Genomic DNA, 19,773 nt, shown 5'->3' on the forward strand with positions numbered 1-19,773 from the left:
ACTTTGAACTAACGAATCATTTGAAATTCAGGTTTCATGAAGACGATCCACAAAAGGTCTTCAACAGCGATAGGATCGCGGCCATCTCCGACAACTTCAGCTAGAACGGTTCGCTCTGCGGTTGAGGGGTCACGTGAGAGGGCATATCGAAAAAGCAGAACGATCAACTCCTCACTATTCATTTCTTTGCCGACAAGATGTTTTGCACCATTTCGGAGGTACTCGGCCAGGATATCTCCATTCGAAAGGTCTATTGCCTGCAAGGTGGTCAACTCGCCGGGCCTGGTTGTCACTACCTGATCGCGATGTGGTCTACCCAACGAGCGCATCAGAAAATTGTTCTTTACTAAAGCCGCACGAACTGGTGGCGCGGGAAGAAACGACGGACCTGCATTCACTTTGGGATCCAGAACAGCGCCCCAGGGGGGCTTGCCGTGCAGATTGAGTTCTGCTGCCGCGGCCCACTTTCCGGCCGGAGAACGCGCTTCCCAGGATTTGTTGCTCGTAATTTCTTTTTGATCAACACCATCTAAATATGCGATCTGACAAATAAATCCCGCAGCGCCTCCGAACATCTCCGCATCGACTTCAATCAGGTTCTCCCCCACCTGAAGATGTGGTGTGATGTCGATATAGACCGGCTTCTTCCAGCTTCGAGAGGTGGCGACTTTCGCGCCATTGATTTTCATGACAAAGGCGTTATCACACGTTGCCATCAATTTCGCACCGGTCGAAGTCGCGTTGAGCCTAAACTTCTTTCGCAGCTGTGATTTCTTGCCCACTTCGCCGCTGTGCCAAATCCAGTAGGCGGTAATCGGTGTGGGCACCAACAGTTCCGATGCGGACTTCGAATTTTCTGCTTCCGATTTCTCTGAGCGGTCCACCTTGGCTTCCGCAACGGCGGGATTCCCTCCCGTTATCTGCCAGATCGAGTCCAGAAGTTGCTCAGCGGTCATTCGTTTGGCGATGGGCCCCGCGTAAACATAATCTTCACCCGGCTCTTTTTCCAGAATCACGGCCTGCGACTGGTAAGCCTGCGACGTCATGATGAAGCGGGTGAACTTCCTCAAATCATAACCATCCTTCGCAAACTGCACCGCAAGGTAATCTAACAAATCCTCGTTCCAGGGCCGCGTATGCATCGCGTCGACCGGATGCACGATGCCACGGCCCATGAGTTGCGCCCAAATCCGATTGACCAGCGTCCGGGTGAATCGCCCGTTGTCGGGATGTGTCATCAACACAGCCAACTGCTGGAGTCGCTTGTTTTTAGGGGCTTTCGAATCAACATCCCCCAACTCGGGAAAGATCCATTTTGGCGTGGCCATCTTGCCTGTCGGCTTATCACAGCGATTGAGTTCAAGGGGATGATCAGAATAAATCGCGGCTAAATTGTAGGCCTCTGATAAAGTCCAACGATCAATGAAACTGTCGTGGCAACTGGCGCACTTCATGTTGATGCCAAGAAAAACCTGCGAGACGTTCTGGGCAAATTGGATCTCGCGCGTCTGGCTTGCGTTCACATCGCCGCGCCACTTGATCCCGTCGATAAAGCCAGCTGATTCGGTCGTCGGCGAAATCAGTTCGCGAACGAACGCATCATAAGGCTTGTTTTCGCGCAACGCAGCGTAGAGCCACGGAGTGATCTGCTTGCGTCCACCGGTGATAAAGCCGGTGCCTGTATAATCGTTGCGCAGAAGGTCGTTCCAGGTTGTCAACCAGTGATCGGCGTAAGCAATGTCGTTCGCCAGCAGCTGATCAATCCACTGTTCGCGTTTATGGCTTGATTGGTCCGCGACGAACGCCTGCAATTCTTCAGGCATCGGCAACAGACCAATGGCGTCGAGGGTAGCCCGACGAAGAAAGGCAGCGTCTGAAACCGGTAGAGGACGCGATTGTCCTCGCTTGGCGAGATCGGCATCCAGTAGTCGATCAATCGGATGATCGCGGCCGTTTTGTGCTGGGGGCAGGGTGACAAGGCGGGGTTTCAGCGGGGGTTCCCAGGCAGACTTACCTAACGTGATTCCCGTGTCCCAGGGCGCTCCTTGATTGATCCATTTTTTCAGAGTTGCGATCTCCTTTGCCGAAACACGGGGACCTTCCGGAGGCATCCAGACGGAATCGTCGGACGATTCAAGTAATTCGATCATATGGCTCTTTGCCGCATAGCCTGGGACTACCACTTTACCGGACTCTCCTCCAGCCAGCAGTTCGGCCCGCGTATTCATCGCCAGGCCGCCCTTTTTCTGGTCGCCCGTATGGCATTTCGCGCAATGCTTCTGGAGCACAGGCATCACTTCATGAGCAAAATCGACAGCAGACTGGGGCTTCGGTAGCACATCATCCGCATCGCATACTGACATACCACAAAGCACGAATAACATTGTATAAAAATATTTCATTGATTGTTCTTTGCATGATCGATAATAAATGACATCTAAGTTCTTTTATTATAGCGGACATCGTCACAGATAAACAAACAAACTTCTAACGATTTCTGGTCCGACGTTTTTGGTAACCAGAGGATAACGATTGTTAGTATGCGCTACACAAAGCTGGTGTTACAAAATACGCTTCGTAAAGACTCGCATTCGAACCCATTCCAAAAGTCGTGAAACGGTAATGCTTTGTAAAATTGATTGTATTCGACAGTGTGGTCTACTTACTCAGACCTGGGTAGAATGATCCTGCTATTGGGTGCAGTAGCACGAAACGCAAAGTTCCAGGCGCCGCGCGTCACACCTACTTGATTGCTCAGCCAGACCTGTAACTTATTAGTCCCTTTTAGTAGTTTCACTTTCAGAGTTCTTGTACGAATGTAGGGCTGTGATCCAAGATCGACAGTGGGATCGTCGTTTAGCTTGAGGATCAAATGGTCGTCCCAAGCCAAACGGAATTCCGCGGTCATTTCCGACTGAGCCTCTAATTTGCAATACGCAACAGCCCATCCGTCTAACGTGGGAGAATTTGCATTGGACGCCTTGGGACGCAAAACGTGATTGAACTCAACAAATCCTCGGATTGAGTCGCGCTTCTTCCAGGCACGATCAAGAAATGATTTTTTAGGATTAAACTTACCATCACGCATTGGTAGAGATTCTACCTTCGCAAAAGGTCCTGCTAACCACCACGAACCACTGTCAGGTAACGGAAGATCATATTCGCCTCGGAGAATTTTTGTTTGCGGTAAGCGCTGCTTTACCGGCGGCATCTTGAAATACGGCCTTACCGGCTCTTCAGAATACCAATACGCAGTTGATGAAATATCATGCGCTCGTGCGCCAAAGCGGATATGTAACGATTCGTTAAAGTGGACTTCGTCTTTGGCAAAAAAACGATAACCTACCAGTTTTTGCCGTTCGCCTTTGGCATCTTTTTGAATGTAGTAAGGCATGTCCGAATAGAGAAATGTCTGCGGCACATAATCGGCGCCTCCATGAGAGGCGCCAAAAGTATCTTCACCACCAATGCCACGTAGAAACGAAGGCTGGTCGCCAAGACCATCAATGTAGATGTTGTCTGCTCCACCATGGCTCCAGCGCATCTTGTGTCGGCTTTCCAGCATATCGACGGCGTAAACAAATCCGATTAACCTTCCCGGTCCGGCTGCATCCAGCATTATGAAGTCGTCTGCAAAATCCGCAACCGGAGATTCTCGTCGCCAACGGGCACGAAATCGCATCTTTTCCTTCAATTGCTGACCTGGATAATCGTGCCAATCGACCATCATGTAGACGATGCTTCCCTCAGGCGATTCAACCTCAATACGTGCCCCCTTGGCAAAGGGCATCGGAAGATAACACGTCATCCCCAGTTTCGGCTTAACCGAGAGGAATGGACTATTGATCTGATAGTTCTTTCCCGGTTGAGTCAGGTTATGCATTAAGCCGAAAAAATCGGGCAGAGGTGCTTCGACAGACGGGATTGTTTCGCCATCGAAGTAAATTCGTAAAATGTCCTTTCGACTGATGAAATTCCCCGTTACCCAGATGCGACGAATACATCCAGGACCGATTAGCGTTCCGAAGGTTTGCTTACCCTTGAATTCACTGCGTAGACTGATACGTCGCGAAACGGGGTGGTCGGGAAGATCCAACTGCCATGACGTTGATGTCTGTCGAATTGGCGGGGACGCGCCGGCCCCTGGACAGACAGCAGGCGTTGAAATCAACAATAAAAGCCACAAAGTGGCCCGAAGTTTCATTAGTTTCATTGTTGATTTTGTTTGTCGATGGTCATTTGATTTTATGTTCATAGACGAAGATTATAGGTCGAACTTCTTTCGACGACCAACACTCTGGTATCCGTCGGGCACGAGTGACTCAGATTTTTAAGTGACTAGAGGGCGACGTTAGTAACGACTTAGAGTCAGAGTATGCGAAGTCGTTAGTGCTGACGTGGAAGAGAATTACGTCTTACAAAAGTATCATTTGGTTCTTGATAAATATATTGTCATTTTTTGACGGATTAGTCAATACGGCGTATATTTGCGTTTAAACCAATTTTGGAGGATCTCGTGATGCCATTGGAATAATCATTTAACGAATCGGACGTGATCGAGAGTGTCATGGACGTATTTTGTAGCAAGGGATTGTCGAAGAAGCGACATCGACCACTTACGGATGCGGATCATATTGACCTGGCCGAGGCGGCCAAATCCTACGTCGCAAGCCTCACTATTGCCAACGCTTCGGTTGCTCACCTAACAATTGGTCCTGAAACGACGGCGCCTGAGCAATGCCAACTGCTGCTTGAAAAGCTGGCTCAGAACGCCGAATTGCTTCTTAGCTAGTGGCCCCAAATATCTGAAAGAGGAACATGAATTTCGTAGAAGATCATTGTGGTTATTTTCTATCTGAGCGTTGGTCAAGGATGAGCGGTTAGAAGTATGCTTGAATACAAATCACTCTACAACAGTTCCATCGTCAGCTTGAGCGACTATCGCTGCAGTGCCTGTCGAGGTGGACCAGCGGAAGAAGAGCATTCCAGCGATAACAAAATTGTTCTCATGCGCCACGGTGTGTTCTGCAAACATGTGGGAAAGCGTATTGTCGCTAGCGATGTCAATCAAGCGACGTTCTTCTCAAAAGGATCGACCTATCGCGTAAGCCATCCGGCCGACTGTGGTGATCGTGGAACGATCTTTTCTGTCTCGCCGCATGTTCTCAACGACATGATCCACGAACTCGATCCCTCGATCAGCGATCACCCCGATCGACCGTTCCCGTTTGTCACAGGCCCATGCGATTCGCGGACTTTCTACCAGCATCGTGAACTGGTGACGGTCCTTGAGTCTGTTCAATCCTATCCGCCAGACTCGCTCTGGGTCGATGAGAAGGCAATGCTGCTCATTACTGATGTGCTCAACGCTGCATTCCAACGCACCGGGTTGCCGAAGAAACGGCATCGACCGCGTACGGATGCGGATCATATTGATCTGGCCGAGGCGGCTAAATCCTTTGTAGCAAGCCGTATTGGGGAACGCGTTATTCTCGACGATGTCGCTCGCGCAGTGGATGCATCGCCTTTCCATCTCGCACGTGTGTTTCGGCGACATACCGGGATGCCCGTCCATCGCTACCTTATTTGCCTACGCCTCCGCACTTCGCTTGAACAGCTTGCCGCCGGCGCTAGTGATCTAACCGCACTGGCGCTTGACCTCGGATTCTCCAGCCACAGCCATTTCACTGACACCTTCCGCCGCGAGTTCGGCTGCTCGCCATCCGACATGCGACACACCCTAACGCGCAAATCGCTTCGCGAAATGAGCAAGAATCTGGAAGCCTGAGTTCTCGACTTCGGCTATCATCACCTTTAAATCGCTGGCGCAAGTCGCTGCAATATGTTAATTGGTGTCCAATTCAAAGGAAGATGATATGAATGCGAAAAAATGTCCCGTGTGCAGTTGGGAAATCAAAGAAGCCTTCAAGGTTCAGGCTGATGGGAAGGAAATCGCCGTCTGCTGTCAGGATTGCGCCAAAACAGTGAAGGAGAGCCCGGCCAAGTACTCCGGTCATATGAAGTAACTAACGTTTTGGTTTCAGCCGAACTTCGTCCGGCGGCAAGCGTCACCGGATACAACTTTTATGTATTTTTGAGAGGATTTCACCTTGGCATCGATTCGGAAAGAGATTGTCATCGCGGCTCCGGCCGCCGCCGTGTGGGACGCAATTCAGGACATTGGGGCTATCCACACTCGGGTGGCCCCTGGATTCGTAACCAACACGACGCTCGAAGACGGCGGAGGGATTCGCGTTGTCACCTTCTCCGACGGCCTCGTCCTGAGGGAGCGAATCATCTCCGTGGACGACGACTCCCGGCGTCTGGTCTGGTCGGTTGTCGCCGGCCCATTCGAACACCACAATGCTTCCGCGCAAGTGATTGGCGATGACCAGGGGTGCCGGGTGGTTTGGACCGCTGACCTGCTGCCAAATGAACTCGCCGACACCGTCGCCGAAATCATGGAGCGCGGCCTCGGCTTGACAAAGCAAACGCAGGAGGCCGCAACTGCATCCACGAGAGCAATCCAAAGCCAACTCGGTGAGTTGGACCCGAACCAGTACGTGTTCTGCCCCGCAAGCCGGCCAACGCTACACCACGTCAGTCTGTTCGTCGCCGACATGGAGGCGTCGACTCGTTTCTACACTGTCGGTCTCGGATTGACAGTGCGGGAAGAGTTTCGAGACATTGTGGGGAAGCGCGCCTCCGGAGAGTTTCCCTTCGGCGTGGCGAGCGTGTTTTTGGAGGCCGGTGATGGGCGTTACGTCGAGTTGCACCCCGCCGGCCAGTGGCCCATGTCTCCGCCCGGATTCCCGCTGAACCACCTCGCGCTCGGCGTGACCGATGTCGATGCTGCCTACACTCGGGCACTCGCCGCCGGCGGAACGCCCACCGATATCCCGGTCCCGGAGCAACGATGGGACGGCACGCCGCTCGACGTGATCATGTCGGGTGATCACCCCGAGCCCATGCGGATGGCGTTAGTCCTGGGGCCGAGCCGTGAGTTGATCGAGCTGTACCAGGCGACTACGGCGAATTGAAGGCACGCCGAACTAGGCGCTACAGCTGTCCCGGCTTATATGTTCGTTTGTGGAACTTCATAGCCGACTCAGAGGCCCGGACTGCTGAGTTGAATCGTTACACCAAGAGAGTTTGATTCATGATGAAACCCACCATGGTTGCATTGACCGAAGCGAATCCGATCAGTCGCCTGCTTGCATCGATTGTAGAGATGTTTGCAACCTGAACCAGACTTAAGTCCATATAAACGTTAAAGACGAAACCCTCAGTCAGAAAACAACTTCTGACTGAGGGTTAGTAATTTGGATCGTGACCAGTTTAAAAAGCTCCTCGACAAGGACTCGAACCTTGAACCTAGCGGTTAACAGCCGCTCGCTCTACCGATTGAGCTATCGAGGATTAGATTGAAGATTAAGAAATTCTTAACCTCAGTGTGGGTATAAGATATTGTGAGGATAGGATGAAGTCAACCGAACTTAACAGCAGCGTTTTGATAAAATTCCCAATAATTTTAGCATTCTGAGAATTTCGTAACTATTTCGAATTACTCACCTTCTGTATTGGGCTGTTCCGGGGCAACCCCTTTAATCTTTTCCAGAGTGACTTTGTTGCCTTGCTCGTTGTACTCGATGAGATTCATAAAGGCTCCCATCAGCATGATCCCGCGTCCACAGGGCCGTTCGAGATTTTCGAGTAATGTCGGATCGGGAACATCACTCCGATTAAAGCCGGGGCCTTCATCCTGGATTTCGACGCGAACTCGTTCATCGTTGATCCAGCATTTAATTTCCACACTCTTGTCGGGCGACATTCTATTGCCATGTTTGATGGCATTTACCAGCGCTTCTTCCAGAGCCAAGCGGACTCCGAAGACATCGCGTTCCGGGTATTCACGTACCTCAAGTGCCTCGACAATCTGGACTTGCACAGCCTGACCTTCCGAGGTGTCGCTAGGAATCGTTACTTCAAAGTATTCGTCCGATGACATGAATTTGGCCAGCACACGATTTCTGGTGTTTGTGCAGTTACTAAATTTAGAGATATTTAATTAATCACGGCTCAGGAATAAAGTTCAAATAAGAATGATTTTTCATTTACCCCAATTTTTAAACATCTCACAACGTTTGCTCTCAACTTTCGCTTTGATGGAGCGGCAATTGATCTCGCAGAGCATCCACTCCGCAATTGCCGGGCCAAAGCTAAAAGCCTTCAAGAGCGGCTTCCTGTGTTTCAGCGATATCAAAAAGTTGATTCAGTCTGGTAATAGCGAACACTTCATAGATATCGGGACGAATTGAACAAAGTTTCAATTTGCCTTTTGCCTTTTTTACTTTTTTATCCAAGGTGATCAATTTTCCCAGTGCAGCACTGGAAAGATATTCTACATTGGAAAAGTCGAGAACAATTTTTTTGCGTCCATCTTCATCAACAAGTCCAAATAATTGGGTCCCAATGATCTGGATGTTTCCTTCATCAAGAATCTTCTTGTCAATAAACTTTGCAATGGTGACATCCGAGACTTCCTCAATGTCAACACGACGGTGACCAGCAGCCATAATTCCAGCCCACCCTCTTCTAAAAAGACAAAATCCGACGTTGGCACATGAATTCCCTATGAACGCACTATCGTTGATCTGAATTGTCTACGATTGCCTGGCCCGATCGGAATCGATCATAAAAACGAATTGATTAAAGTAACAAATTATACCTGCTTTGTCTAAAAAAGAAATTATCTAAACAGATATTCCCGTTAGACTAACATCAATTTGAGTGAGGACAACACATCCTGCGTTAAGCATGATCATCACGCTTTCATTCCTTGCTGTCAAGCATATTCGCAAGATTGTTTGCCGTATTATCGGGGTCTAAGTGCCATATTCAGCAGACTTTGTGTAATTTCGCTGACTCGGATTGTCAATTTCTGCTCATTCCCAGCTGAAAAGTCACAACAAACGGACAAACTACGACCTGTTTCAAACAGATCGCATTCACTGACAACTTTTGTAAAGTCTGCCGAACGTCACTTTGAGAAACGTGTTAAGTAACTGAAACAAATGGGAGTCACAGTTCGCTTTCACGTGTTCAGAATCCGCATCATTTCCATCGAACCGAATTCAAATCACGCTGTTCTTCTCGCCAAACACGAAATGTAACTGTCATAACCATGCCAAATTGCCTGGAAGCTTAAGAATTCAAAGCCTGATGATTTCCCGATAGAGAAGATCCCACGTCTCGGGCGCACTGTTTGCCCCTCAATCCTGTCTGACCATCCTCATTTCGTAGCAGTTCGCTTGGGCTATCTGAGTATTCAACAGGGAACATCATGAAAAGCCGATTCAACGACTTACTCTTGATTCTGTGCTTCTATCTAATTTCGACCGCCACGCTACAGGCTGCTGTCGAAATCGAACTCACAGATGGAAACCGCATAACAGCAGACCGGATTCAGTGGGGACCATCGGCAACACTGGTCCTGGAAACATCAAACAAAGGGCAACAAGAACAACAAACAATTCCCCTGGATCACATCAATCGACTTTCCATTGATGGCAGCCATTACGATCAGCAGACCATCCAAATCGCGGCTGCGAATCCTGATTTGATTCATACCACTCATACAACTTCAGTTCCGAATCTGATGCGTGATCCGTTCTCTCCCAGTGAATATGAAACAGAAACAGCGCCCCCTCCGTTTTTGAATCAACCGAATCAGATTCCATATCACTCAAGTTGCAACCGCGGTGTGATTATTGGAATCCACGATGATCCCCTCGATGCGTATGTGCCCTTAGTTCATCAGTATTACCCAGAAGGAGTACCCACGCTTGAGCGTGGCTATGCACTGGGATTGATGCGAAATTTGGTTGTGCAACAAGCGTGGGAGTCCTCGCCAGCTTCAGACAGGTTTCCACCGCCTCCGGAACAAGCCCCCATCTCAGGCAAGTTAGCAAACATTGGGGTGCAGGCGACTCCATTGAATACACGAGGTAAAGCAGACTGGAACGCATTAGCCATTCGTGTGCAAGGCTTCGACCGACGAGGAAATCCGGCCAGAATTTCCGGAACAGTTCATATCACTCTCTATGGCCAGCGACAACAGCTGCTACATGTTTGGGATCAGCAGTTCGCAGTACAGCCGGTCGAAACGATGACATTGGCAAATTGGACCTGTAACAGTTCTTCGACTCCGGAAACACAAACGCCGCGCGTCGGCAACCGATTCGGTGCGGGACAACCCAATGATCAAACCTGGATTGTCAGATTACCTGCTCCCACTCCCGAACATAATTTAAATGTCTATGCGCTGGGGGAAGTGCAAGTCACACTCACTTCTCCTGGTAACGGAGTTTTTGAAGCGTCTTCAGGCGCTGTTCCTTTACGACATCTTTCACAGCCCCGTGATTCGTCGCTCGCGCAAACCGGAACACGTTTCTTTCCCTCTGAAGTCACATCGGAAGGAATCTCACGCATGAGTCGTTTGAATTTCAATTCCCCCTTAAGGCCAAACAGCCGCGCACTCTCCATCCAACCTTAAGGTCAGACATTTCGCAGAACCACCGGCTTTGATGAACTCATCCAGGGGAGTGCTATAGGTCTCATAACCAAGCTGGTTGAGATCTTTTTCCAATTGCGGACATCCCGTGTTGAGAGCCACTGATTTCCCAATGACAACGGCATTACAGGCGAACCGCTGTGCTTCTTTCTCCACGACAGGAATTAAATGCGGCACATGTTCTTTCAATGCCTGCTGCCCATACTCATCAAAGGCTGGCGGATAATAGATGGCTTCCGTTTCACTCAAAGGACAGAAACAGGTATCGAGGTGATAGTAAAAGTCATCGACGAGTTGCAGAGGAATCACTCGGCAATTCATTTTTTCGGCCACCCATTGCATCGCCCTCACATCACTACGGATCAGATAACCGGCAAAGAGCGTCTCTCCACAAAAGAGTGCATCGCCGGCGCCTTCAAAGAAATAGTCGTCGGGCATTTCAATCGTTTCGAATCCCGCGTCCTGAAACCACTCCTGATCAACGGGCGTTTCCCCTTGTCGGGCTTCGTGTCGAAACAGCGCCAGAAAGACACGCTCCTTCCAGATCAGCCCTGCATTCGCCGTAAAGACCAGATCAGGCAAGCCCTTAACGGGAGTCAGTAATTCAATTCTGGCGTTTAAAGAATTGAGAACTTGATAGAGAGACTCCCATTGCTGGCGGGCCACTTCTGGATCACTTTGCTGACTACGGCTCATCCACGGATTGATTTCATATTCAATGCCGTAATAGTCAGGAGGACACATCAAAATGGTCGGCGTATCGAAACTCAATGACCTTTTCTTTCTGTATGATTACTCAAACAAGATCTTCTTTATTAATTATACTCTAGTATGAAGCGTCCTGTTTGAATTATTGATACGCCCAAAAAGTCTGAAGCTACTATACCAAATCGCTCATATATGGCCGATTCTTCCCGGTTCTTAAGGTTTAATTACTGTTCAAAAGAACATCAATCCTCGTACATAACTCATGTTCTCATTAATGCCGATGGTGTAGTGTTCAAAATAGCGAATCTTACTTCAACCAGACCGCTTTAAAGAACATAAGAGGCCTTTTTATTAATAAAACTAATGTTTTGTTCCTCATGATCTGATGTAAAAAAATCCCACTTTACATGTAAAGTCTTATAGACATGTAATTAATCATGTGTATATTAATAAACTAATGTATTAATATTAGTTGTTGATTGCTCGAATTTATTTCTTTTTTAAGGAGTGGGCCATGAGGAATAAAACATGTCGATATGGATTTACACTGATTGAATTGTTAGTCGTGATCGCGATCATCGCAGTCTTAATTGCCTTACTTTTACCAGCCGTCCAGCAGGCTCGCGAAGCGGCCCGACGAAGCACGTGCAAAAACAATCTGAAGCAACTGGGATTGGGACTGCATAACTACCATGATACCCATCGCAAGTTTCCACAGGGTAACTATGGAATGACCAACAATCAATGGCCGCTTCGTGACGGAACGAACTGGCGAACAATGATTCTGCCGAATATCGATCAAGCTACCGTTTATAATCAACTGACCTTTGATGATGTGAATGCAACGTTCAACGGATTAACCTACACCGGCAATGAAGTATTGATCGGTTTAAAGATGCCAGTATTCCTGTGTCCTTCCAGTGTTCTCAAGCCGTTTGATAATTCGGGAGTCAGTAACAATACTGCTGGAGGTCTCAACCATCACTACGCTGGTATTCAAGGAGCAGCGCGACCTATCCCTGGTCCTGATGCTAATCAGGGAACGCGAGACTGTAGTCATGGGTGGTCGTGTGATAACGGAACGTTTTTCTCAAACGAATGTATTGCGATCGCAGAGATCATCGATGGCTCTTCGAATACCATTATTGTTGCTGAACAATCTGGCCGGGTAAACGGGCAAAACCTGACTGCTAATTACTATGGTGGATGGCATGGAGCGCGCAACGATTCCCGGGTCAGCGGCCCCAGTTGTTCTGACTTATGGTCGGCTGGCACAACTTGTGTTCGATTTGCTCCGAACTCCAACATCATTCAGACCGGAGCCACTGACCGAAAATATCGCAATAATACCGTTATCAATTCTGAACACACCGGTGGAATACATGTTCTGCTGGGCGACGGTAGCGTTCATTTTCTCTCTGAGAATATCGACTTCCTCACACTCAAAAAATTATGTGTACGTTACGATGGGGTTCCCGTGGGAGAATTTTAAACGATATTCGGCATCCTGTGCCCCGCAATCAAATACTGCTATGTGTGTGAATTGTTGTTTTCAAATTTCAGTGAATGAAAGAAATCGCTATGAGAAAGTATGGAGTCCTGATTATCCTGGTGTGCGTTGTTCTCATCTCCAGTGGTTGCGGCGCTTCTGGACCGGAATTCAAAACCGGTACACTTACTGGAACTGCAAAGATCGGGGACCGCCCTTTTGACGCGGACGCAGTGCTGATGTTTCTCGATAGCACCTCGGGACAAGCCTATACCGCACCAGTCGCTGCAGACGGAAAGTTTTCCGTCGGTGAAGAAGTCAGAGTGGGAACTTACACTGTCTATCTCGCTCCCAAGCCGCAAGCACCAGATGATCCTGAGATGCAGCCAACAGGGGTCACGATGGATACATCAATGCCCGACAAATACTGGAATGAGGCAACCAGCGACCTCAAGGTGACCGTCAACGAAGGAGATAATAACCCGACTGTTGTCTTCGAGAAAAGCTAACCTTAAAAAGAGATCATCGAATCGGAGGCCAGGTGGATCAGCCTGGCCTTTTTTTATTTCTAGAGCCTTCATCTCCTGCTTTGTGAGAGATTTTTCGACAGAAGGCATAGTTCTGTTTCCAAAACGGTTTACAGAACCATCCTTTGAATCACACAAATTGACCACTCAACGGGTTTGATTTACCCCCATGCCGTTCTCTTCCCTGCCCGACCCGATACGTCCTGCTCTCTGGGGAGATGCTCATTTGCGTTTACTCAGAAAATCCACACAAACGGAATCCTCTCGAACGGATCCTAGTTTAGGGAGGAATTACCGTTCTGATTGTCATCGTAGCCATCGAGTATCGCGCGAAACAGAACTATGATGCGTCTGTCTCCGCACTACAGGAAATTGCTAACGGCGTTCGAGATGTCTCCATCGATGAAGCACGCCAGATAATGGTCGGATTTAGCCAGGAAGAGGGACCTCAGCAGAATGACCAGGGTTTGGACACATACCATTATCAATGGTTCAGTTTGTTTAAGAGGGGGACTTATCAGTTGACTCTTGTGTAGAATAAAGGCCAGACGCTCCATTCATTTGATGGACTGGCTTTTACCGAAGATCCAGATATTGTAGCGGCAAAAATCGAGGAAGCGAACGCTGATGTCGGGGAATCAAATCCCTCGTTAATTAGTAATGCACTTCCTCAAGATTCTCCCCTCAAAAACGGTATAAGAGAAGATTCGGCTAAAAGACAAGCGATTCCAGAGAAAAAGACATCGAATGAAAATAATTTTCTCAATTGAAGTTAAAAACGCGGTTCTCCCAATAATGATCCGATCACAGGAACGAAACAGGAATCTCCTGCGCCTCGTCTTTTTTTTATTATCAAATAGTAATTCCAGTCTACGAGCAGTACCCGTTGATAAGCATCACACATCGCGTTCGGGGTTTGCTTTTTTATCGGGAACTTTGAAATCCGGATTGACGAGTTTGAAGTCGGCGTCTTTGGCTCCTGCCGGAGGAACATTGAATTCCAGTGCCGTTTTTGAATTGTATTGTGGTGGAATCGGATTCGGACCGCGACGGTCCTTTCCAGAAGCATCGTAGGAAGGCAGGATTTCCTCGAACGCATCAAGCGTGATGATCACGTCATTCGGCCCGATGACGGCTCCATCGTCGTTTGTCATCACCAGTGCCAGTTCATACCGTCCATTTTCATCCGTTTTACCGAATGACTCAGCGGCTCCTTTGTCCTCACTGTCCTCCGCCGTCGTTCGCGGGCGAAACAGTACGGTGGCTCCTGGTAACGGTTGATCATTCATCGTCACAGTACCGGCAACAGAAGCCAGCTTTACTTCATCAGCCCCGCAGCCTGTCATAACCACTAGTGCATTAATCATCAGAAACAATTGCGGAATCGAATAGTCGTTCATCTGTAAAGCACTCCTTAAACAGAACTCAAACCATAAGTTTTCAATCTGGCTGTAACCATTCCACTCAAGGAACTGATCGATCACCATTCTCCAATGATTTCTTCTCCTGAAATTGATCCCAAGTTTTGAAAGAGTGTTAAGTCGATATTTTCACTGAGAAAGCGACTTGATCCGTCTGCCAGCAGAACTTGCATGCCACCGACATGCATGCTTCCCCAACCACGTTTGCAAGCGTTGCTGCCTCCTGCACCTCCGATCGCCACACAACGATCATAATCAGGGAGAAGTGTGCGACGCTGGGCGACAAAGGAAGACTGGTTGTATGAAGTGTATGTGTAGGCCCAGAAGGTCCCCCGGCGGGGCTGTGACTTCGTATGATACTCTCCCACCACGATTGTATTCGAAGTGCCATCGTTAATTGTACTGAATTTCTCTACCGTGAAACTATTCGTTCCAATACTATGTAACAAGCCTCTCCAGTTCTCAGGTAGACCTGATCCATCGGCATTATCCATCCAGCCACTCGTATCGGTTTTCCCAGAAACGGCGCGATAGGAACTCATACGATATTGTAACCCACTGCCCGGTCCGCTCGCCGGTTGTCTCAATTTTCCGGCGTTGTCATCCGATGGGCAGTTATAGACAACAACGAGTTGCTCCCTGACAGCCGCATTGGGAGGATCTTCGTTGAACACGTTTGAGTTGTACTGTTGAAATAAGGATGCCTGATCGAGTTGAGGTAGAATCGAAATCCCCCAGGTGATTCCGCTTTTGGTTCCGCAACAATTTCCCACTGTGATTCCGCCAGGAGGGAACGTACGAAAAGCATCGTGATAATTGTGGAGTGCTAAGCCAATCTGTTTCAGATTATTCTTGCACGAACTCCGTCGCGCGGCTTCGCGGGCCTGTTGGACGGCTGGTAACAACAAGGCAATCAAAATTGCGATAATCGCAATCACGACTAATAATTCAATCAGTGTAAATCCGTGCCGACGTGGTTTATGACTCATGATCGACTCCTGTAGAAAAGAAATAAATTTAAGTGATCGAATATCAATTAATACATTAGTTTATTAATATACACGTGATTAATTTTATATCCAGGAGGATTTACACTTAAATTGAACTTTTTCTACAGTACCTCATGATCAACCAATAGTTATCTTTATTTAGAAACAACGCAGTTTACAGCAAAATTCAGTTTGAAAGTATCGAATTTAAAGCTTCAGAGACAATTATGGCATCTTGTACAAAACAGATTTTCGTATATCAAAACAATATTCTACAGGTATTAATATCGTAAGATCGGAATATCATCGCGAATGAAATAAATATTAAACGTGAAAAAAACAGTCTCCCTTTACCTTTGAACTGTAATCATGAGTCACGAATTCACTCAAGTAGCATCGATTCTCAAACAGATCGAACATAGTAAAGATTCACTTTGCTGCCACATCGGCGACTCTGATGTATTCGCTGTCTCTGAATCGCTAGTTAGTAGACTCCGCACGTCTGGGTATACGGCACACTTTGCAAGTCTGTTTACAATTCAGCCGCGCTGGCTCGATCACTTCTTTTCAAAATGTGCCAGCAATTGGTTCGCACGCACTGCGCGCTGCTCACGTCAAGCTGCGTCAGAAATCATTACTCAACTGCCCGTACCGGTTCATGAACGACTTAATTGCAATGCCGGAAACCCTCGCTGTATCTTAGCTGTTGCCGCAATCGCCTACACCAAACCTGATTTTCTAATCTACACGACTTCTGGAATGGATCCGCAAGGAAGAGAAGTATTACAAAGCTCTTTCCACGAAATATGCGCGGGTGTACGCGCTATTCACGTATGTCATTTACCAGACCCAATTGAGTGCCAGGAGAAGTGTATTGAACACCCTCTCATGAAATGCGTTTCCTGCTCGACGGAAAAAACTGTCTGACTTCATGATTTGCAAAGCGTATGAGGCCGATGATAAAATGAATGAAAAAGAGGGGACAAAAACTTCATGACGCATCTCCAGGCGCTTCTCAAAAATTCCGTTCGACAGTGTCCTACTAAAACAGCGATTCAATTCGAGGGTGAGTGCGTCAGTTATGCAGATCTGGAGCATCAGGTTCGGAAAGTCGCGGGCGGATTACAAAAGCTGGGAATTCACCAGGGAGATCGTGTGGCCTGGTTCCTGCCGAATTGTCTGGAAGCGATCCTGACAACTCTTGCTTGCTACCAGATCGGTGCTGTAGCCGTTCCCCTGAATTATCGCTATGTCGCCGAGGAAGTGATTGATGTCGTTGAGCGCGTTGACGCCCGGATGATTTTGTTCCATGTCGATAAGATGCAAATTGTTCAACCGCTACTCCCTACACACGAGGGCATGATTGCGGTTTCGGTTGGCTCGACTCACAGCACACCAGATGACATACATCCCTTTTCGGTATTATTAGAAACTGAGGCACTGGTATCGGGAATCAATGTGGAACCAGGCAATCCAGCTTTCATTCTTTTTACATCTGGCAGTACCGGTCATCCGAAAGGAGTCATCCATTCCCACGCAGGAGCATTTGCCGGGATCGAGACCTCGCGTCAGATTTTTGAATTTACGAGTGAGGATGTCGTGCTGGTGGGCAAGCCCATCAGTCATGCCGGTGGTTTGCAGACTCAGTTGATGCCTGCCCTGTCGGTCGGTGCGCGAGTCGTCCTTTCCATGAGGCCCACTCCTGCCTCGGCCGTCTCGATAATTCAAGCCGAATCGGTCACTGAATATGGGATGCTTGCCAGCGACCTTCTGGATTTCGTGGAATACCTGGAACAGAATCCGACAGGACTACCAACGCTCAAAAACAGCATCGGTTCGGGAGATGCGGTCCCGACAGACCTTCACCATCGCTTCCGTGACCTGTTAGGCTGGGAAGTAATGGAAGGTGCGGGCATGACAGAAATCGGAGGTTACTACGCGGCGAATCCCCGTTTTGGAACCCGTAAGTGGGGATCGCTTGGATTACCAACTCCTGATACCGAGTTGCGGATCGTCACAGCCGAAGGAGATGACTGTCCCTCTGGTGAAACGGGTGAAATTGTGCTGCGGACGCCCTCAGCGACTATCGGCTACTGGAATGACGAACAAGCTACAACAGATTTATTTCGAGGTGAATGGCTGCATACTGGCGACCTGGGGCATTTTGACGATGATGGATATGTCTGGTTCATCGGTCGAAAGAAACTGATGATCGTCCGCCGCGGTTCCAACATTGCCCCCGCGGAAGTTGAGTCGATCATTGATGAGCATCCATTAGTGCATGCTGCCGTTGTTGTAGGCTTACGCGATCCGAGAGATGGCGAGCTGCCGGTGGCGTGTGTCGCGCTGATCGGAAAGCAAGACGATTCGAGCGAAAAAACCATTCGCGCCTACGTCGCGGATCAACTTGCTGAATATAAAAATCCGGTGCACTATCTGTTCTTTGACGAATTGCCACGCACGGGTACTGGCAAGTTTGATCGTCATCAGCTTCAGGAGCTAGTTGCAGAGAATTTTGGTGATTAAGCGGCTTGAGCTAGTCGCATCCGCTGTCGATTCATAATAATGCAGACATCCATTCAAGCAAAGCTTGTTTATTTCGGAATGCGAGAGGCGACTAATAGCGACATCATTTCCTCGACAGACGTTGATTCGAATGCCTCTTGATCCGAACAGATTTCGAGGATGCGATTCGCACTTGTTTCCGAAACACCGCCACGTAAATAGCGTTCGAACTTTTCCTTCAACAAAGGAATCCCTTCAGCACGCCGGCGGTAATGTCCGACCGGATAACCGATTTCGACTCGCTCAGTTTTGGTGCCATCTTTGAAGAAGACTTGTACGGCGTTACCGATGGCGCGTTTGTCGGATATCAGGTATTCATGGGTGAAACGTTCGTTTTCCCGGCATTGCATTCTGTTGCGTAGTGCATCGATTCGTGGATCAGCGGCAACCGCGTCTTCGTAATCTTCGGCCGTCAGTCGCCCGAAGATCAAGGGTATAGCAACCATATATTGCAGGCAGTGGTCTCGGTCAGCAGGGTTATCGAGGGGTCCCGTTTTGTTAATGATGCGGTTTCCGGATTCTTGTGTTTCGATCACGATTTGTTCAATTTCATCAAGGCGCTCATTCACTTCCTCATGCAATATCAAAGCGGCTTCGACTGCGGTCTGGGCATGAAACTCGGCCGGGAATGAAATCTTGAACAAGATGTTTTTCATCACATAGGTTCCAAACTTCTGGCTGAAAGAGAGAGTGTCGCCTCTGAATGAAACATCTTGAAACCCCCAGGTTGGTGCAGTAATGGCAGTGGGATAGCCCATTTCTCCACGTTGGGCCAACATGGCCAGAAAAAGACCGCGCGAAGTCGCATCGCCGGCTGCCCACGATTTTCGTGAACCGGTATTCGGCGCATGCCGATAGGTGCGGAGCGATGAACCGTCGAGCCAGGCATGGGAAATCGCGTTGAGTGTTTGTTCGCGATTGCAGCCCAGCATCTGTGCGGAGACAGCCGCTGAGGCGATGCGTACCAGCATGACATGGTCGAGGCCTACTCGGTTAAATGAATTCTCTAGCGCAATGACGCCCTGAATTTCGTGGGCCTTGATCATGGCGACGAGCACATCTTTCATCAACAGCGAGCGTGTCCCGGTTCGAGATTGATAATCGGCCAGTGCCAGAATGGCGCCCAGATTATCGGAAGGATGCCCCCATTCCGCAGCCAGCCAGGTATCGTTAAAATCGAGCCAGCGAATTGTAGCACCGATGTTCCAGGCAGCCCGCACGGGATCAAGCTCATAGGAAGTTCCGGGTACTCGTGCACCGCCGGGAAGTTCTGCGCCCGGTACGATGGGTCCCAGCAGCTTGGTACAGGCAGGGTAGTTGAGCGCATACAGCCCGCAGCCGATGGTATCCATCCAGCAATAACGGGCCGTCTCCATGGCTTCATTCGATTGCTCAACCGTGGGTCGACCCGTATCGAGGTCCAATACATAATCGGCAATGTCCTGAATCACCCGGTCAAATTCCGGGCGGGCGGCATCGTAGACGTCAGTTTCACTCATCT

The 19,773-nt window shown here is 48.8% G+C and carries 16 protein-coding genes and 1 tRNA gene; 8 read left to right on the top strand and 9 right to left on the bottom strand.

The features are described from left to right. Window positions 1–8: 8 nt before the first annotated feature. A complete protein-coding gene (locus tag V202x_RS04210; RefSeq protein WP_145171500.1) occupies window positions 9–2,402 on the bottom strand; it encodes a DUF1549 domain-containing protein in 2,394 nt (797 codons plus the stop codon). Between the two features lie 260 nt (window positions 2,403–2,662). After that, window positions 2,663–4,204, bottom strand: coding sequence for a glycoside hydrolase family 172 protein (locus V202x_RS04215; protein WP_197993220.1), 1,542 nt, complete (start codon window positions 4,202–4,204; stop codon window positions 2,663–2,665). A 684-nt stretch (window positions 4,205–4,888) separates the two neighbouring features. Here V202x_RS04215 and V202x_RS04220 point away from each other — a divergent pair. From V202x_RS04220 to V202x_RS27355, 3 genes are all read left to right on the top strand, one after another. Next, entirely contained in the window at window positions 4,889–5,788 is a 900-nt protein-coding gene (locus V202x_RS04220) for a helix-turn-helix transcriptional regulator (RefSeq protein ID WP_145171505.1), read from the top strand. An 88-nt stretch (window positions 5,789–5,876) separates the two neighbouring features. Beyond that, window positions 5,877–6,026, top strand: a complete 150-nt coding sequence (locus V202x_RS27350) for a hypothetical protein (protein WP_197993221.1) — start codon at window positions 5,877–5,879, stop codon at window positions 6,024–6,026. Window positions 6,027–6,110: 84 nt separating this feature from the next. Then, on the top strand, window positions 6,111–7,040 hold the full coding sequence (locus V202x_RS27355) for an SRPBCC family protein (protein ID WP_197993222.1): 930 nt from the start codon (window positions 6,111–6,113) through the stop codon (window positions 7,038–7,040). A 306-nt stretch (window positions 7,041–7,346) separates the two neighbouring features. Here the strand turns inward: V202x_RS27355 and V202x_RS04230 are convergent. The 3 genes from V202x_RS04230 to V202x_RS04240 all read right to left on the bottom strand — a co-directional run bounded on the left by V202x_RS04230 (window position 7,347) and on the right by V202x_RS04240 (window position 8,576). Next, window positions 7,347–7,419, bottom strand: a tRNA-Asn gene (locus tag V202x_RS04230). 145 nt (window positions 7,420–7,564) lie between these two features. Next, window positions 7,565–8,008: an ATP-binding protein gene (locus tag V202x_RS04235; protein WP_232098833.1), complete on the bottom strand. Its 444-nt coding sequence runs from the start codon at window positions 8,006–8,008 to the stop codon at window positions 7,565–7,567. A 211-nt stretch (window positions 8,009–8,219) separates the two neighbouring features. Continuing rightward, window positions 8,220–8,576 carry an STAS domain-containing protein gene (locus V202x_RS04240; RefSeq protein ID WP_144983074.1) on the bottom strand — a complete coding sequence of 119 codons (357 nt, stop codon included), beginning with the start codon at window positions 8,574–8,576 and terminating at the stop codon, window positions 8,220–8,222. A gap of 767 nt (window positions 8,577–9,343) precedes the next feature. On the opposite strand from V202x_RS04240, the gene V202x_RS04245 reads away from it, so the two are divergent. Beyond that, window positions 9,344–10,555, top strand: a complete 1,212-nt coding sequence (locus V202x_RS04245) for a hypothetical protein (RefSeq protein ID WP_145171509.1) — start codon at window positions 9,344–9,346, stop codon at window positions 10,553–10,555. Here V202x_RS04245 and V202x_RS04250 read toward each other — a convergent pair. Further along, window positions 10,517–11,344 (bottom strand): dimethylarginine dimethylaminohydrolase family protein, encoded by an 828-nt coding sequence (locus tag V202x_RS04250; protein ID WP_145171511.1) that lies wholly within the window; start codon window positions 11,342–11,344, stop codon window positions 10,517–10,519. The genes V202x_RS04245 and V202x_RS04250 overlap by 39 nt on opposite strands. A gap of 451 nt (window positions 11,345–11,795) precedes the next feature. Here V202x_RS04250 and V202x_RS04255 point away from each other — a divergent pair, with 451 nt between their 5' ends. Together V202x_RS04255 and V202x_RS04260 are read left to right on the top strand one after the other, a co-directional pair. Then, complete coding sequence (locus V202x_RS04255; protein ID WP_145171513.1) at window positions 11,796–12,773, top strand: DUF1559 domain-containing protein; 978 nt, start codon at window positions 11,796–11,798, stop codon at window positions 12,771–12,773. Between the two features lie 89 nt (window positions 12,774–12,862). Beyond that, complete coding sequence (locus V202x_RS04260; RefSeq protein ID WP_145171515.1) at window positions 12,863–13,279, top strand: hypothetical protein; 417 nt, start codon at window positions 12,863–12,865, stop codon at window positions 13,277–13,279. 914 nt (window positions 13,280–14,193) lie between these two features. Here V202x_RS04260 and V202x_RS04265 read toward each other — a convergent pair. Next, a complete protein-coding gene (locus V202x_RS04265) occupies window positions 14,194–14,697 on the bottom strand; it encodes a carboxypeptidase regulatory-like domain-containing protein (RefSeq protein WP_145171517.1) in 504 nt (167 codons plus the stop codon). An 80-nt stretch (window positions 14,698–14,777) separates the two neighbouring features. After that, window positions 14,778–15,707, bottom strand: coding sequence for a DUF1559 domain-containing protein (locus V202x_RS04270; protein ID WP_145171519.1), 930 nt, complete (start codon window positions 15,705–15,707; stop codon window positions 14,778–14,780). A 369-nt stretch (window positions 15,708–16,076) separates the two neighbouring features. On the opposite strand from V202x_RS04270, the gene V202x_RS04275 reads away from it, so the two are divergent. After that, window positions 16,077–16,634, top strand: coding sequence for a hypothetical protein (locus tag V202x_RS04275; RefSeq protein ID WP_145171521.1), 558 nt, complete (start codon window positions 16,077–16,079; stop codon window positions 16,632–16,634). Window positions 16,635–16,700: 66 nt separating this feature from the next. Beyond that, on the top strand, window positions 16,701–18,233 hold the full coding sequence (locus V202x_RS04280; protein WP_145171523.1) for a class I adenylate-forming enzyme family protein: 1,533 nt from the start codon (window positions 16,701–16,703) through the stop codon (window positions 18,231–18,233). A 68-nt stretch (window positions 18,234–18,301) separates the two neighbouring features. Here V202x_RS04280 and V202x_RS04285 read toward each other — a convergent pair whose 3' ends face one another. Further along, complete coding sequence (locus tag V202x_RS04285; RefSeq protein WP_145171525.1) at window positions 18,302–19,771, bottom strand: bifunctional 2-methylcitrate dehydratase/aconitate hydratase; 1,470 nt, start codon at window positions 19,769–19,771, stop codon at window positions 18,302–18,304. Between the last annotated feature and the right edge of the window lie 2 nt (window positions 19,772–19,773).

The organism is Gimesia aquarii (genome assembly GCF_007748175.1).
In the GTDB taxonomy this organism is placed as follows: domain Bacteria; phylum Planctomycetota; class Planctomycetia; order Planctomycetales; family Planctomycetaceae; genus Gimesia; species Gimesia aquarii_A.